Below are 15,263 nucleotides of genomic sequence, written 5' to 3' on the forward strand. Positions count from 1 at the left end.
ATCTTGAAACAATAACTTAAGGGACAGCTAACATGCACCTAAACCAAGGAAGAGTGGCCAAGAAGGTTTTTACACTCAGTACTCTCACCGCGTCATGCTTAATGGCGTTCAACAGCTACGCGGCTGTGGATTGTTCAACGTTAGAAGCGTGGGATTCCGCCACGGTGTACACCGGTGGTGATCAGGTTTCACATGACGGCAGCGCGTACTCAGCGAATTACTGGAATCAAAATAACAACCCGAGCCAATTTGAGGGTGACTATGCACAATGGAAAAAGATTGATGTGTGTAGTGGTGGCGGAGGTGGCGGTACGCCAAATGAAGTACCAACGGCTTCATTAACGGCACCCTCTGCTTCTGACGTGATTACTGAAGGCGATAATGTTGTATTGAGTGCAACAGCACTAGATTCTGATGGCAGTGTGGCTTCGGTTGAGTTCTTTGTTGATGGCGCATCTGTTGCGGTAGTCACAGCGGCACCTTTCGAAGCGACTTGGGCTGCAACGTCGGGTAATCATCAGGTTTCTGTTGTTGCAACGGATAATGAAGGCGCAGCAAGTGTTGCAAGTGCGGTTTCTGTTTCTGTTGATTCAGCACAACCAGGGAATGAAGCACCGACAGTTTCAGTTGCACTTTCAGTGACATCTGTTGATGTTGGTGGTGTAGTCACACTGACAGCAACGGCAGCAGATAGCGATGGCACGGTTGATAAGGTTGATTTCTACGTAGCGGGTGCTCTTGTGGGCACTGCTGCAACGAGCCCTTACACGTTAGATTACACAACAACTCAAGCGGGTTCTTTAGCGGTTTACGCGAAAGCAACAGACGACCAAGGTGCGACTGCAGATTCTGCGTTGGCATCTTTGACCGTGAACGGCGCTCCAACAGTGAGCACATGTCGCCCTGATGGCTTATATCAAACTCAAGGTGTCGATGTTCCTTACTGTACAATTTACGATGATGAAGGCCGTGAGAAAATGGGCGCAGACCATCCCCGTCGTGTCATTGGTTACTTCACAAGTTGGCGTGCAGGGGATGATCCACAAGCTGCTTACCTAGTAAATGATATTCCTTGGGAACAACTCACACACATTAACTACGCTTTCGTGAGCATCGGTTCAGATGGCAAAGTAAACGTCGGTGATGTAAACGATCCAAATAACGCAGCGGTTGGTAAAGAGTGGCCGGGTGTGGAAGTTGATCCGGCATTAGGCTTCAAAGGTCACTTCGGTGCATTAGCGACAGCGAAGAAAAAACACGGCGTGAAAACGTTAATCTCAATCGGTGGTTGGGCTGAAACAGGTGGTCACTTCGCGACTGATGGCAGCCGCGTGGCTGATGGTGGTTTCTACACCATGACGACCAATGCTGATGGTTCTATCAACCATCAAGGTATCGAAACATTCGCGACTTCAGCGGTCGAAATGCTGCGTAAGTACCAGTTCGATGGTCTAGATATCGATTACGAATACCCAACTTCTATGGCTGGCGCAGGTAACCCATACGACAAAGACTTCATGGAGCCGCGTCGTCAATACCTGTGGGCGTCGTACCAAGTGTTGATGAAAGTGCTACGTGAGAAGCTCGATGCGGCGTCTGCGCAAGATGGCAATCACTACATGTTAACGATTGCAGCGCCTTCTTCTGGTTACCTATTACGCGGTATGGAAACATTCGATGTAACCAAGTACCTCGATTACGTAAACATCATGTCTTACGACCTTCACGGTGCGTGGAACGATCACGTAGGTCATAACGCAGCCTTGTTTGATACGGGTAAAGATTCAGAGCTAGCGCAGTGGAACGTATACGACACGGCGGCTTACGGTGGTATTGGTTATCTGAACACGGATTGGGCTTACCATTACTTCCGTGGTTCTATGCCAGCAGGCCGTATTAACATCGGTGTGCCTTACTACACTCGTGGTTGGCAAGGCGTAACGGGTGGTGAGAATGGTCTTTGGGGCCGAGCAGCACTGCCAAACCAATCTGAATGTTCAGCGGGTACGGGTGAAGGCGAGAAAAACAACTGTGGCCATGGCGCTATTGGTATCGACAACATGTGGCACGATACCGATCCAAAAGGTAACGAAATGGGCGCGGGTTCTAACCCTATGTGGCACGCGAAGAACCTAGAGAAGGGTATTTGGGGCTCTTACGCTGAAGCTTACAAGCTTGATCCTGTGAATGATCCTTCAGATGTTCTAACGGGCACTTACACGAGAAACTACGACAGTGTGGCGGTTGCCCCTTGGTTGTGGAACGCAGAGAAGGGCGTATTCCTTTCAACAGAAGATAAACAGTCTATCGACGTGAAAGCGGACTACGTTATCGACAAAGAGATCGGCGGCATTATGTTCTGGGAACTAGCAGGGGATTATAACTGTTATGTTCTCGATGCGAATGGCAACCGAAGCTCTATCGATACGACTGAGCAAGCGTGTAACAGCGGTAACGGTGAGTTCCACATGGGTAACACCATGACGAAAGCTATCTACGATAAGTTTAAGTCTGCAACACCATATGGAAACAAAGTAGCGACGGGTGCTATTCCAACAGAAGCGCTAGATATCGCGGTATCGGTTGGTGGCTTCAAAGTCGGTGACCAAAACTACCCAATCAACCCTAAGATCACGTTCACGAACAACACAGGGCAAGCTCTTCCGGGTGGAACTGAGTTCCAATTCGATATCCCAGTATCTGCACCTGATAACGCGAAAGATCAATCGGGTGGTGGTTTGACCGTGATTGCTTCAGGTCATACTCGCGCGGATAACATCGGTGGACTAGATGGAACCATGCACCGAGTGGCGTTTACGTTGCCGACATGGGAAGAGCTTCCTGCTGGCGGTGTGTATGAGTTAGACATGGTGTATTACTTGCCAATTTCTGGCCCTGCTAACTACGCGGTGAATGTCGGTGGCGTTGATTACGCGTTTAGCTTCGAGCAGCCAGATCTACCATTAGGTGATATCAGTTCAGGTGGCGGTAACCCTGGCGATGGTGGCACCAATCCAGGTACATGTGATACGGCAGGTTTAGCGGTTTACCCAGACTTACCTCAGAAAGATTGGGCAGGTAACCCAAGCCATGCAAACACAGGAGACCAAGTGGTTCACAACGGTAGTGTTTACCAAGCAAACTGGTGGACAAGTTCTGAACCGGGTAGCGATGGTAGCTGGACTCAAGTTTGTTCTTAATTTAATGCTAAGCAAACTATTTATAGACAATAGAGTGTAGTAATAGGTAATAAACACAAATGCTTTTAAGTCTATTTATCAGGAATTAGTATCAATTAAGTAATCAATCTAGACGTAAAATCAAAAAGCCGAACTGAATCCAGTTCGGCGTTTTTGTTATAAGTCACAGATTACGTATAGAAACCCTTAAAAATATCGACACTCGTTCAGTAAAAAATAAAAACATGATATAAAACAGTCTGTATATAAGAGAAGTCACAGCGTTACCTGAAATTATAAATCTACGGGGTAATCTTGAAAGTCAGACGTAAATACATTCTTAGTTTCTCAATTGTGCTGGCCGTAGTTTCTCTGCTCCTCTCTGCAGTTCAATTCAACCGAACGAAAGAATCACTATTAGAATCCAACCAATTCTTCTTTCGTACTATTGTGAACGCGAGTTACGACATCGTAGACACCACAGTCAACGAAGCGATCAAAACCTATCTAAAAGGTGTGACTGATACCGTCGCCTCTCACGCACTGCGTGTCTCTCCAGAACAAGAAGTTGAAGAAGTCATTCGAATTGCCAACGAATTGGTGATTGGAGAGTCTGGTTATATCTACCTGATGTCACCACAAGGTATTCATCTATATCACCCGTTTTTACAAGGGAAAAATCGCGCGCATTTAACCCATATTCAACAACAACTGAGCTTACAGTCTGGAATGACCCAATACTCGCACGCCAATCCACATGAAGTTGGCAAGCGTGCGAAGGTCGCATATTCAGTGAGGCTACCGAGTGGCAATACATTGGTGGCGACCACCTATAAAGATGAACTGATGTACCTGGTTGATCTCGAAGCACTTAAAGACAAATTGAGAAAGTACTCGTATGGCGATAGTGGCTATGTATATATCGTTGATTTACAAGGCACGTTAGTCCTTCAACCTAACTTTGAACACGAGCACTTAAAAACCTTGATTGATGACTCTTCAGAGTTGCTTATCGATAAAGTCGCCGATGAACCTGAAGGTCACTTTAGTTACTCTATCTCTACGGCAGATGGCACGACGAGTAAAAACATCTTCTACAAGTTTTATCCGTATCTTAATTGGGTTATTTCTGCTGGTGTCTTAGAACAAGAGCTCAACAAGAACCACAGCTTATTGTTGGCAAGTTTGATGACGTTGGTTGTTAGTCTACTGAGTATCATTGTTGTTCTGGTGCTTTACCTGCGGCATCGTCATCTCAAAATATTGGATGTTGCGAGCCTCGATTACCTCACAGGCCTTCCTAGCCGACGGAGTTTTATCGAGCAGCTAAAACTGAAAATTACTCAAAGGTCGCCTTATCCGCTAACAAATGTCGGTGTCATTTTGCTGGATATTGACCATTTCAAGCGGGTGAACGATCAATATGGTCATGCTCAAGGCGATAGGGTTATCTGTGAGGTCGCAAAATCACTGAAGAGATTTGTTAACCGTCGTCGTTTGATTGCACGCTATGGCGGTGAAGAGTTTATTTTGGTGACGTTTGATTGTGATGAACATGAGTTATTCGAATTATCAGAGGCGTTACGGTTATGTGTTGAGCAACTTCAAGGCTTAGTGTCGCCAGTAACAATCAGCGCTGGTTGTTGCCATGCTCAAGCACTGACTGACATTGAAACCGCTATCGATAAAGCCGACAAAGCGCTTTATCAAGCAAAAGAGAGTGGACGTAACAACACTCAAGCGTATCGAGAGAACGAATATCACGTTGCTTACATATGATCGGTTGAAAGCCTCATTGAATTGAAAAGTTTTGTTCACACAAATCGAGCTCTTGAGAACGACAAACACAAAAAAGCCCAAATAGATCGCTCTATTTGGGCTTTTTCAGAATTATTTGAAAGGCTAATCGTTAATTTAAGCTTTCGCTGCTTTCATCGCTTCCGTTTTTTTTTCCTTTTGCATTTTTGCAAGGAAGTAGATGTTTACACAAGCGATAAAGCCGTTGGTGGCTGCAACTGGCCATGCGTCAATCATGATGCCGTATGCTGTGAAGAGTGCACAGCCAATAAAGTTAAGGACACGCAGACGAACGATATCTTTCATTGTTAATGAAATTGCGACCATAATAGACGCAGCGTAACCTAAAATTTCAACCATATTGAATTCCATTGTTTGACCCTCTTAAATTTGCCGATACTTTGTCGGTACCAATTCTTCTCTTCATGAGATGATTGAGGAAGCTCCGTGCCTCGAATGGTCTGGTTTTGTTTAACGGGGAGAACTATACCAACTCTGTTTTTGTGATTAAACCCCCAAAACAGACAGAGGTGAAGGTTAGCGATTACGCAAACGTTTAATGACCTTTCTATTAACATAATTACTATTTATGTTGGAGGTTGAATTGATAGTCATTCTTATATAGGTAAGGAAGCCTCGAATGATAAAACGATCCATTTGTGCAACAAAAAGCATAAAAAAAGCAGCACTATTGGCTTTGATGGCTATTGGGCTGACCGCATGCTCTACGCAAGAAATACCACCCACACACAATTATGGTGTGGTCACTAGCGGTGACTTTGGTTTCATGAAACACGGCGTGATGACGTACTCCTGGCACCCTGAGTCAGAAAAGGTTTACCTTTCTCAAAAATACGATGAAACCGTGGTAACCGATTTAGTGCGTGATTCGATTCAAGAACAGCTCTCAAGTAAAGGTTATCAGTTAAAGCAGGATGGTGTCGGTGATGTTGTTGTAGGCTTTGGATTAGCGGAAGAATCGGAACTGAACGATGAGTCTATCTTCGATGCGATTAGGCTATCTACTGGTGTGCCATTTTACGATGGTGAAGGTAAAGTCGCGGAGAAAGGGTCGTTGTACATTGCGTTTTTCGTACCTAACTCAGAGGTCGTACAATGGCAAGCATTAGCACAGTCTGGCATCCAACCTGATTTAGAGCCAAGCGAGAGCAAACAGCGTATTACTGGCTTTGTTGAAATGTTATTTAGACGCATGCCTGAGCGATAGCATTAGGCGTTGAATGCATTCGTGGAGTAAATATTAGTTGTGGAAAATATGGTCAGATCGCAGATTATACTTTTTTATTTGTAACGAATGGTACAAATACGTAAAGCAACGTAAAGTTCGCGCTTCTTTTGCTAGCATTTGTCTATACTGCTCAAAACGTTAACTTAGGTTTGATTCAATGAAACTGTTTTCCAAATACTCTCTCCCTCTATTAAGTATATTCATTGTAAGTAACGCCGCGATGGTAAGTAATGCAGCTATCGCAGCACCTTCTATAGTACCAAGCCCACCTAGCCTAGGCGCAAAAGGGTATGTGTTAATTGATTTTAATTCTGGTGATGTGCTGGTAGAAAAAAACGCACATACGAAGTTAAACCCAGCAAGCTTGACCAAACTGATGACCAGTTATGTGGCAGGTCAAGAGATGAAGCGAGGCAACATCTCTGCTGATGATCAGGTACGAATCAGTGAGAACGCGTGGGCGAAGAACTTCCCAGACTCTTCAAAAATGTTCATCGAAGTAAACACCGATGTAGCAATGATGGATCTTTATCGTGGCTTGATTATTCAATCCGGTAATGATGCTAGCGTTGCGATTGCAGAGCATGTTGCAGGCTCACAAGATGCATTCGTTGACCTGATGAACTCTTGGGCTACCTCTCTGAAGCTAGAAAACACCCATTTTGCCAATGCACATGGTTTGGATGCAGACGACCTCTATTCGACTCCTTACGATATCGCGTTACTCGGTCGTGCCATTATTCGTGATTTACCGGATGTGTATGGCTTATACAGCGAACGCTCTTTCAGTTACAACGGCATCACTCAACATAACCGTAATGGCTTGTTGCGTGATAGAAGCTTAACCGTTGATGGCATGAAAACGGGCTACACCTCTGGTGCTGGCTACAGTTTGGCGAGTTCAGCGACACAAGGTGAGATGAGACTTATCGCGGTTGTGATGGGCGCATCAAGCGTTAAGAGCCGTGAATCAGACAGCAAACAGCTGTTGAGCTACGGTTTCCGTTTCTTCGATACACTAAACCCGCATAAAGGCGGCGATCAAGTGGCTGAAGAGAAGGTATGGTTTGGTGAGCAAGACACATTGAAATTAGGTGTGGCAGAAGACACGTTCATTACGTTGCCTAAGTCAGACAGTAAAAAGCTGACTGCATCTATCGAGCTTAACTCTGAACTGAAAGCGCCAATTGCAGAAGGTCAAACTCTAGGTGTGGTTCATTACACCGTTGATGGCGAAGATGTTCAAACTCAGCCTTTGATCGCGCTTGAAGCGGTTGAACAGGGCGGTTTGTTCAAACGTTTAATAGACTACGTTAAGCTGTTCTTCGCGAGCCTGTTCTAAATAGAGCCTGTGGCGATAAGCCGCGCTGAAAAGTCGAAATATTATGGGTGTTGTGAGTGAATCACAGCGCCCTTTGTTATTTCTACATCAATGAAAACGCCGCGCCGCACTATCTTTATTAGCCGTAGCGGGCGGTTTCGATTACTATACGCAAAATTTAGCAGTGTAGTCACTTATGACGATAGATATAAAGAACGTAACCGAACCCGAAGTAACCTGTGCAAATTGTCAGGCATGCTGTTGTCGTTTAGAGGTTATGATCATCACAGATACGGGCGTACCTGAAGAGCACATCGCTTATGATGAATGGGGCGGTGAAACCATGAAGCGCTTAGACGACGGCTGGTGTTCTGCGGTAGATAGAGAAACACTGATGTGTACTATCTACGAAAACCGACCATGGATCTGTCGCGAGTTCGAAATGGGCTCTTTCGAATGTGTTGACCAGCGCAAAGATGTGATGGGCTAGGCGTCTGCAGTATTGAACTCAGTAACTAAAGTACGCTAATGAACTGTGATAATCACATTAAAATTAAATATCAGGGTTCTATACCTTAAGCAGTTGTAGAACCTTGATGCGTTTTATGAGATCAAATATTGAGTGAGATAAGAGTCTTAGCTCGATAAGTTAGAGTTTAGAACTCGGAAGGCACTTCAAACTCCATCCATTCACCGGTTGTCGGGTGAATCAACTTTAAGTAGCCAGCGTGCAGGTGTAAGCGCTCGCGTTTGTATCCGTATAAGTCGTCACCACGAATAGGTACACCAAGCCCTAATGGATGAGCACAGTGCACTCGCAGCTGGTGGGTTCGCCCTGTTTTAGGGTACAAGTGAACCTTGGTTTTGCCATTGTGAGTGCTAACCACTTGCCAATGGGTCTCTGTATTTCGGCCGTGTTGGTGACAAACCAGTTGTCTTGGTCTGTCCGTGATGTCGCCGCGCAAAGGAAGGCTGATATTGCCAGATTCGCCCGTTATCTCGCCATCTAACAAAGCGGTGTAGCGTTTCTCTACGGTTCTATTAATGAACTGCTTCTGAATATGCTTGTTTGATTCCGCCGTGAGCGCCAAGATCAACAAACCTGACGTCGACATATCCAACCTATGGATAATCAAAGGACCAGTCGCATCCGGGTAACGCGCTTTTATGCGGGTATAAACTGAATCTTCGATGAACTTACCGGGAACCGACAAGAACTCTTCAGGCTTATTGACGACTACGATTTCATCGTCTTCATAAACAATATTAAAAGACTTACCAACCGCAGGGTTCACGATAAGCGGGTTATCTTCTAGCTCTATGCCACTTAACTGGTGTTCGAGGATCTCAAAGCTTTTACTCTGACAAACAGGGTAGAGGTTTGCGTGTTGTCGAATGATGTCTGTAGGCGGTAATCCCCACCAAAACTCAGATAATGCTAACGGCTTGAACCCGTGTTCAAACGCAAAGTTAAGCAACTTAGGTAGGCAGCAGTCACCAGAGCCTTCAAGCGCGTCTTTACCATCGAGCAACTCGAGTAAATTCTTAGATTGCTTGGCTTGATTGATAAAGCGATAGTGAGAGAGGCGTTGAGTTTCCAACTGTTGTGAAACTGCTTGGTGATCTTGCTTACGGTTTTTCAGTTCGCTTTCAATCAAATCAATTTGTGATTGGCGCTCTGCGATCTTCTGTTTCCACTCAATACGAAGTGCTTTTAGGTCACGTTTCTCTTGGCTACTTTGATTGCCCAGTTGTTTGAGCAAATTCGCCGCTGACTCTAGATTCCCTAAGGCTTTTTCTTGATTGGCTTGTTCTCTGAGTTCGTTACGCTGAGCTTTGTTTGCGGCCATTGCTAACTGAAAGGCTTCGATAGCTTTTGCTGATTCGATTTTTAACCCTTCTAGCTCGGCCAATAATGTGTCTAGATTGTGCGACTGTTGCAGCTTTTCAATGTCGTCCGAGAGCTGCAATTGTCGAGCAAGGTTCGCACTGTTTTGAGATTGAAACTGTTTTGAATCGAAGGCTGGTGGAACAAAGTGAATGTTGTTTAACTGAGAGACCAAAGCCGGATCTAACTGCAAGCCTGAAAACGCAGAAAGGTAACCTAACCCTTGTGTGGTTGGATTCTGAACAAGAAGCACAGCGTAGAGATTACCTTGCGAGGTTTCATTCACACCACAGTCGACAAGTGATTGCTGAAGCTGCAGCATAGCGAATTCACACACAGGGTGCGGGGTATAGTAATACGGAAACGTAAAACGAGTCGGTAGCGCTAAATCGACATTCGTGTTTGCTAGGTGCAGAGGTGTGTATTGAGCGAGGTTTGTTGGCATTAAGATCAAACTCTATGGCTGTTCAGTTAGAGTTCGGTATTGTTGTCGAAATGAAGACAAATGAGAAGCCAAAGCAGAAGATAAATCGGCTTTGGCTTCATTTAGTTTCTTGTGTTTACTCTAGCAAGCACGTGTTTGAGTGAAACTCGATCAGTTCGAGTGTTCTAGCTCTACTTGCTCAGCTTTTTGGTAAGCAGGGTGGCTCTTTAAAAGTTCACCGTATTTAGCGATGTTAGGGTAAAGCGCAGTTGCACCAAAGTTACCCACGATTTCTACGATGAACGACATCATAAAATCTGCACCTGTTAGTGTGTCTGCAACCAAGTAGGTTTTACCTTCAAGTGCATTATTCACGTAAGTGAGGATCTTTTGGTTTTCGTCGTCTGCATAACCGCCTAGGAAGTTAGTTTCGCAGCCGTCTTTCATCACAAAGATCTTAAGTAACATTGGCAAAATACCTGAACTCTCAGCGAAGTGAAGCCATTGCGAATACTCAACGTAGTTTGCGGTGCCGCGTGTAGGTGCGAACTTACCCTGACCGTATTTGTCGATTAGGTATTCCGTGATAGCACCAGATTCAGTGATCACGACGCCATCGTCTTCAATGACAGGAGATTTACCCAATGGGTGAATGGATTTGAGTTCTGGTGGTGCAAGAAAAGTGACACTGTCTCGTTGGTAGGGTTTGATTTGGTAATCTACCCCAAGCTCTTCCAATAGCCAGATGATGCGCTTTGAGCGCGACTTATTCAGGTGATGCAAAGTAATCATGATTCTACCTAGTTAACGGGTTCAGTTTATTGAATTTATTTAGCTTCGTTCGTTTTGATAACAAGCTTACCGAAGTTCTGACCTTCCAATAGGCCCATGAATGCTTGTGGCGCATTTTTTAGACCTTCAACCAGGTGCTCACGATAGTGCATCTTGCCTTGAGACAACCATTCTGTCATTTGAACAGCAAATTCGTTGTAACGGTGTGCGTAGTCATCAAAGATGATGAAACCTTGCATCTTAATTCTTTTAACAAGCAGCATACCCATCAGGCTAGACATACGATCTGGTCCTTCAGGCAGTGAAGTCGCATTGTATTGAGAGATAAGGCCACACACAGGAATACGAGCACCTGTGTTAAGCAGAGGCATTACTGCATCGAATACCTTGCCGCCAACGTTTTCAAAGTAAACGTCGATGCCGTTGTCACACGCTTTAGCCAATTGCTCCGCGAAGTCGTCAGCTTTGTGGTCGATGCATTCATCAAAGCCAAGAATCTCTTTCGCGTACTGACACTTCTCTTGACCGCCTGCAACGCCGATAACACGACAGCCTTTTAGTTTGCCGATTTGTCCAACGGTTGCGCCTACAGCACCTGTTGCTGCTGCAACGACTAGCGTGTCGCCTTCTTTAGGTTGGCCGATATCAAGCAAGCCCATGTAAGCAGTAAAACCAGGCATACCCATGATGCCAAGCGCGTAAGAAGGGTGCGTTGGTTCTTTACCTAGTTTGATAAGGCCTTCACCGTTAGACACACCAAGATCTTGCCAACCTGTGTAAGCCAGTACCCACTCGCCAATTTCGTAATCAGCGTGGTTTGATTCTTCAACCTGACATACGGTTGCGCCTACCATCACTTCATCAATCGCAACGGGATCTGCGTAGGATTTAGCATCGCTCATACGACCACGCATGTATGGGTCTAGAGAAAGGTAAACTGAGCGAAGTAACATCTCGCCGTCTTTGATGCTTGGCGCAGCTATTGTCTCTAAACGGAAGTTGTCTTGAGTCGGTGCGCCAACTGGGCGAGAAGCCAATACGATTCGGCGATTGTCTTGTTGAGTCATTGGATGTCCTTAATTGTGTATTTTATACATTTAGAATTAGACCAGTCGTCTAGTCTTGTTGTCTAAAAATCCCGCCGTCATCAAATTGATAAGAGGGCGGGTGATTTTTTTAAGTTAAAGCCAATAAAGCGCGCTGCGCGTTATTAGCTTTCACCTTTTAAAATTCGTTCGGTAAGGCTCAAAGCTGACTGTAAGCTATGTGAGCTTTGGCTCAGCTTGCTCAATAAGCTGGCGCCTAACCACATTGAGTATAGGTTCTGAGCTGCTTCTTGGCTCTCTTCAACCTTTATGGAGCCATCTTCAATACCGCCGACAATGCACTGTTCGATGGTATTCGTCACTTTTTCTGCACCCTTTAATAGCGCTTGGCGCATAGGATCAGAAAGATCAGAAACTTCCGCGCTGAGTTTAACGACCAAGCATTTATGAGCATTGCAGGTGCCGTTTTCAATCTGTGACCATCGAGTGAAATAACTGACAATTCTCTGGTAATGGTTGCCTTCACCATGAACCAAAATAGTTTCAACTCTGCTGATGTAGGTCTCAAAATAGTGCTGGATCAGAGCCTCGCCAAATTGCTCTTTCGATTTAAAGTAGTGGTAAAACGACCCTTTCGGCACGTCCGCTTCTTTAAGCAATTGCGATAAGCCAACGCCGTTAAAGCCGTTGTTCACTATTAATTGGTAGCCAACATCTAAAACATGCAGGCGTGTGTCATTCGTTTTTTCGTTCATGGGCGGTACTATAAGTTAAATTAGACCAGTCGTCTAGTGGTCGGTTTTCGAGGGTATATTTGGTCGTTGTTACAGTAGCTAAATAGCTAAATAGCTAAATAGCTCAATATCTAAAGAGGCTTCAAATGTTCAGATATAAAAAAGCCCCGACATAGCGCGTATGTTGGGGCTTAAATCAGTAACTTCGATTATTTGATAGAGATGAGTTCTACATCAAAAATCAGAGTCGATGATGGTGGGATAGGGCCTGAACCGCCTTTACCGTAAGCTAGAGTGCTTGGAATAAATAGACGAACTTTTTGGCCTTCAACCATGTAAGTCAAACCTTCTTGCCAGCCTTTAATTACTTGCTTAAGAGCAAATGAGATTGGCTCGCCGCGCTCAACAGAGCTGTCGAAAACAGTGCCGTCGATTAGCGTACCGTGGTAGTGAACCGTTACTTTGCTGTTCTTAGTTGGGTGCTCTGTGCCTGTACCTTCTTCAAGAACAAGGTATTGAAGACCGCTTTCAGTCGTAATCACGCCTTCTTTAGTGCCGTTTTCAATAAGAAATTGTTGGCCTTGTTCGAAGTTTTCTCCGCCAGACTTATGATTCGTCCAAGTACGGTAAATCATGAAACCCGCCAAAAGAAAGACAATGACCGGGATGACAAATTTAGACATAGTAAAACCTATTTATATTGAGTGCTGAATTTCGTAGTTAATACAAAATGTGTTAATCAGTTGACTAAAGCCGTGATTATGGTTGAGTCAAAAGGTAGTTGATCGTTTTTGCAATGCCAGCAACGTCTTGGTGACCTGCTGTTAGTACTTGGTATTTACCGTTGATGATAAAGGTTGGTACTGAGTTGATCTGACCTTTTACTGAGATCTCTTCTGCTTGCTTAACGTAGTCGAAAAGAGCGACTTGCTGTTCTTTATTCAGCTGGTATGGGCTAACCAAACCACGAGAAGTAAACGCTGTCTCTAGTGCTTGTTGACGCTGCTCAGGTGTTGCATCTGCACCCATTTGAACGGCACCAAATAGGTCGTCCATGAATGCATGGTCAGGCGTCGCATCAAGCTGCATCACTGCTGTGTAGTAGATCATTGCGCTGATTTGAGCGCTTTCGTTGAACGTCACGTGCATCTTGCCAATAGTTTGGTCTGTTAGAGATTCAATCTCTGGAATGGCACTTTCCATTTGACGGCAGTGACCACAGTTAAGAGAGAAGATTTCAGTGATCGGAGACAAGTTAAATTCTGTTAGAGCAGTAGGAAGCGCTTCGTATTGAACGCCTTTTTGTGGCTCGTCTGTTTCACTACAACCCGCGATAATGAGTACGGCAGCGAGTGCTGTGATGAATTTAGTAAATGGTTTAAACATAATGTTTGCTCTAGCGTTGAGAAGTCGTGAGATTCTAACTATTTAGTACGAATTGGAAAACAATTATAAGGTAAATAAATGCAAACAGTTCGAACTAGCGGCTGAAGACAAGCTAGTAGACGGTTAACTGTGATCAACAGCACTTTTTTGGGTTCTGCTTTCTTTTCGTCTAAAGTTTTTCCCTCGGTGCCGATATAGACATTAGTGAATGGTTTATCTGCATGAGTGGTTGGTGAAGTAATGAGATATTTAGCGATAATGTTAAGCATAGCTTTGGCTGGGTGTGAAGCCACGTCACCAACTGACTTACTTGGCGGTGACATGCTAGAGACTGCACCACAAACCGATTACGACTTGATGCATCCTGAATGGGGTGTGGTTCAAACGACTCATGTAGCAAGCAATCGTGGGTACTCTATCCAGAGTAGCACTCATCAACAAAGAACTATCACGACCAACTACGGACGTGGCGTTTCGACTAACGATCCACTGGAAGTCTTTTTAAGACAAAACCGTATCGATTTTGAAGTGTTGCCGGGTAACCATGTGATGGTAAAGCTTGAGCAGCACGTGAACTTTAAAACAGGTTCAGCATTCCCTGAGCCAGCGTATAATCAATGGCTAGATACGCTAGGCAGCTACCTTGCTCAACGCCAAGATATTGATGTGGTGATTGAAGGGCACACCGATAACACGGGCACAGATCGAATCAATGATCCGCTTTCAGAGCAGCGAGCAAAAGAAGTGAAGGCTCGATTAGAGAGTAACTATGTGTCGAGTCGTTCTATTTATACTCGTGGCTTCGGTGAGTATGTTCCAGCTTGCACCAACGCTTCTGCCCAAGGCAAGGCGTGTAACCGCCGTGTGGAATTGATGCTGATTGTCACGAAGTAGTCGTTTGAACTTTCGCGCCCAATTTGAAGCGATTAACGCCAAATAACAGACATAAAAAATCCCTCACATTCGAGGGATTTTTTGTATCTGACTTTTGTTGCTTTATTGCTTATGCAAACTGCTTTTCTAAGTAAGTCACGATATCTGAAGATTCGTACATCCACTCAGTTTTACCGTCTTTTTCGATACGTAGACAAGGCACTTTCACACGACCGCCGCCAGCTTCAAGCTCAGCACGGTGTTGCTCGTTGTTTTTTGCATCACGAAGTTCAAATTGAACCGACTGACGTTTCATCGCGCGGCGCACTTTCACACAAAATGGGCACGCTTCGAATTGGTATAACGTGTGCGTTTTTGCTTGCTCATTTACTTTGCTTTGTTCTTCTTGAGAACGCTTCACACCACGTGGGCTGAAAACAAAATTCAATAACAAGATGACACGACCTAAGAACCAACGGATAAACTTCATAACTCTCTCTACATATTTAAAATTAGCGTTACAATTTGCAGCATTATATACACAAGTTTTGTCAGATGCTCGCAACAAACCGCT

Annotated in this window: 14 protein-coding genes; 6 read left to right on the forward strand and 8 right to left on the reverse strand. The window is 44.8% G+C overall.

All coding sequences use genetic code 11. The features are described 5' to 3' along the window. Positions 1-32: 32 nt before the first annotated feature. Both AB4167_RS10705 and AB4167_RS10710 read left to right on the forward strand, forming a co-directional pair. The gene (locus tag AB4167_RS10705; protein ID WP_017072213.1) at positions 33-3,200 is read left to right on the forward strand and encodes a chitinase C-terminal domain-containing protein; all 3,168 of its coding nucleotides are present in this window, start codon (positions 33-35) and stop codon (positions 3,198-3,200) included. A 294-nt stretch (positions 3,201-3,494) separates the two neighbouring features. Then, positions 3,495-4,958 carry a diguanylate cyclase domain-containing protein gene (locus AB4167_RS10710; protein WP_372103297.1) on the forward strand — a complete coding sequence of 488 codons (1,464 nt, stop codon included), beginning with the start codon at positions 3,495-3,497 and terminating at the stop codon, positions 4,956-4,958. Between the two features lie 135 nt (positions 4,959-5,093). Here AB4167_RS10710 and AB4167_RS10715 read toward each other — a convergent pair whose 3' ends face one another. Continuing rightward, on the reverse strand, positions 5,094-5,348 hold the full coding sequence (locus tag AB4167_RS10715; protein WP_017068159.1) for a YgjV family protein: 255 nt from the start codon (positions 5,346-5,348) through the stop codon (positions 5,094-5,096). Positions 5,349-5,616: 268 nt separating this feature from the next. Here AB4167_RS10715 and AB4167_RS10720 point away from each other — a divergent pair, with 268 nt between their 5' ends. The 3 genes from AB4167_RS10720 to AB4167_RS10730 all read left to right on the forward strand — a co-directional run bounded on the left by AB4167_RS10720 (position 5,617) and on the right by AB4167_RS10730 (position 8,036). After that, entirely contained in the window at positions 5,617-6,204 is a 588-nt protein-coding gene (locus AB4167_RS10720; protein WP_136981894.1) for a DUF4136 domain-containing protein, read from the forward strand. Between the two features lie 178 nt (positions 6,205-6,382). Beyond that, positions 6,383-7,567, forward strand: a complete 1,185-nt coding sequence (locus tag AB4167_RS10725) for a D-alanyl-D-alanine carboxypeptidase family protein (RefSeq protein ID WP_017064476.1) — start codon at positions 6,383-6,385, stop codon at positions 7,565-7,567. Between the two features lie 175 nt (positions 7,568-7,742). After that, positions 7,743-8,036 (forward strand): YkgJ family cysteine cluster protein, encoded by a 294-nt coding sequence (locus AB4167_RS10730; RefSeq protein WP_080582263.1) that lies wholly within the window; start codon positions 7,743-7,745, stop codon positions 8,034-8,036. 166 nt (positions 8,037-8,202) lie between these two features. On the opposite strand, the gene AB4167_RS10735 is transcribed toward AB4167_RS10730, so the two are convergent. The 6 genes from AB4167_RS10735 to AB4167_RS10760 form a co-directional block, all read right to left on the reverse strand. Further along, a complete protein-coding gene (locus tag AB4167_RS10735) occupies positions 8,203-9,879 on the reverse strand; it encodes an RluA family pseudouridine synthase (protein WP_102320759.1) in 1,677 nt (558 codons plus the stop codon). Between the two features lie 150 nt (positions 9,880-10,029). Then, positions 10,030-10,650: a glutathione S-transferase family protein gene (locus AB4167_RS10740; protein WP_017064479.1), complete on the reverse strand. Its 621-nt coding sequence runs from the start codon at positions 10,648-10,650 to the stop codon at positions 10,030-10,032. 35 nt (positions 10,651-10,685) lie between these two features. Beyond that, complete coding sequence (locus tag AB4167_RS10745) at positions 10,686-11,717, reverse strand: NADP-dependent oxidoreductase (protein ID WP_102320760.1); 1,032 nt, start codon at positions 11,715-11,717, stop codon at positions 10,686-10,688. A gap of 143 nt (positions 11,718-11,860) precedes the next feature. Beyond that, complete coding sequence (locus tag AB4167_RS10750) at positions 11,861-12,451, reverse strand: TetR/AcrR family transcriptional regulator (protein ID WP_017062643.1); 591 nt, start codon at positions 12,449-12,451, stop codon at positions 11,861-11,863. A 188-nt stretch (positions 12,452-12,639) separates the two neighbouring features. Beyond that, the gene (locus AB4167_RS10755) at positions 12,640-13,113 is read right to left on the reverse strand and encodes an FKBP-type peptidyl-prolyl cis-trans isomerase (RefSeq protein ID WP_017062642.1); all 474 of its coding nucleotides are present in this window, start codon (positions 13,111-13,113) and stop codon (positions 12,640-12,642) included. Between the two features lie 76 nt (positions 13,114-13,189). Then, positions 13,190-13,816, reverse strand: a complete 627-nt coding sequence (locus AB4167_RS10760; protein ID WP_017062641.1) for a thioredoxin domain-containing protein — start codon at positions 13,814-13,816, stop codon at positions 13,190-13,192. Positions 13,817-14,074: 258 nt separating this feature from the next. On the opposite strand from AB4167_RS10760, the gene AB4167_RS10765 reads away from it, so the two are divergent. Then, entirely contained in the window at positions 14,075-14,710 is a 636-nt protein-coding gene (locus AB4167_RS10765) for an OmpA family protein (protein WP_372136514.1), read from the forward strand. Between the two features lie 109 nt (positions 14,711-14,819). Here AB4167_RS10765 and AB4167_RS10770 read toward each other — a convergent pair whose 3' ends face one another. Further along, on the reverse strand, positions 14,820-15,179 hold the full coding sequence (locus AB4167_RS10770) for a glutaredoxin (RefSeq protein ID WP_017062638.1): 360 nt from the start codon (positions 15,177-15,179) through the stop codon (positions 14,820-14,822). Positions 15,180-15,263 lie beyond the last annotated feature (84 nt).

This window comes from Vibrio sp. 10N.286.49.E11 (assembly GCF_041469505.1).
Taxonomy (GTDB): Bacteria; Pseudomonadota; Gammaproteobacteria; order Enterobacterales; family Vibrionaceae; genus Vibrio; species Vibrio crassostreae_C.

Coding starts and splice junctions, on each gene's coding strand:
- AB4167_RS10705 (WP_017072213.1), top strand. CDS start 33: ATGCACCTAAACCAAGGAAGAGTGGCCAAGAAGGTTTTTACACTCAGT.
- AB4167_RS10715 (WP_017068159.1), bottom strand. CDS start 5,348: ATGGAATTCAATATGGTTGAAATTTTAGGTTACGCTGCGTCTATTATG.
- AB4167_RS10720 (WP_136981894.1), top strand. CDS start 5,617: ATGATAAAACGATCCATTTGTGCAACAAAAAGCATAAAAAAAGCAGCA.
- AB4167_RS10725 (WP_017064476.1), top strand. CDS start 6,383: ATGAAACTGTTTTCCAAATACTCTCTCCCTCTATTAAGTATATTCATT.
- AB4167_RS10730 (WP_080582263.1), top strand. CDS start 7,743: ATGACGATAGATATAAAGAACGTAACCGAACCCGAAGTAACCTGTGCA.
- AB4167_RS10735 (WP_102320759.1), bottom strand. CDS start 9,879: ATGCCAACAAACCTCGCTCAATACACACCTCTGCACCTAGCAAACACG.
- AB4167_RS10740 (WP_017064479.1), bottom strand. CDS start 10,650: ATGATTACTTTGCATCACCTGAATAAGTCGCGCTCAAAGCGCATCATC.
- AB4167_RS10745 (WP_102320760.1), bottom strand. CDS start 11,717: ATGACTCAACAAGACAATCGCCGAATCGTATTGGCTTCTCGCCCAGTT.
- AB4167_RS10750 (WP_017062643.1), bottom strand. CDS start 12,451: ATGAACGAAAAAACGAATGACACACGCCTGCATGTTTTAGATGTTGGC.
- AB4167_RS10755 (WP_017062642.1), bottom strand. CDS start 13,113: ATGTCTAAATTTGTCATCCCGGTCATTGTCTTTCTTTTGGCGGGTTTC.
- AB4167_RS10760 (WP_017062641.1), bottom strand. CDS start 13,816: ATGTTTAAACCATTTACTAAATTCATCACAGCACTCGCTGCCGTACTC.
- AB4167_RS10765 (WP_372136514.1), top strand. CDS start 14,075: ATGTTAAGCATAGCTTTGGCTGGGTGTGAAGCCACGTCACCAACTGAC.
- AB4167_RS10770 (WP_017062638.1), bottom strand. CDS start 15,179: ATGAAGTTTATCCGTTGGTTCTTAGGTCGTGTCATCTTGTTATTGAAT.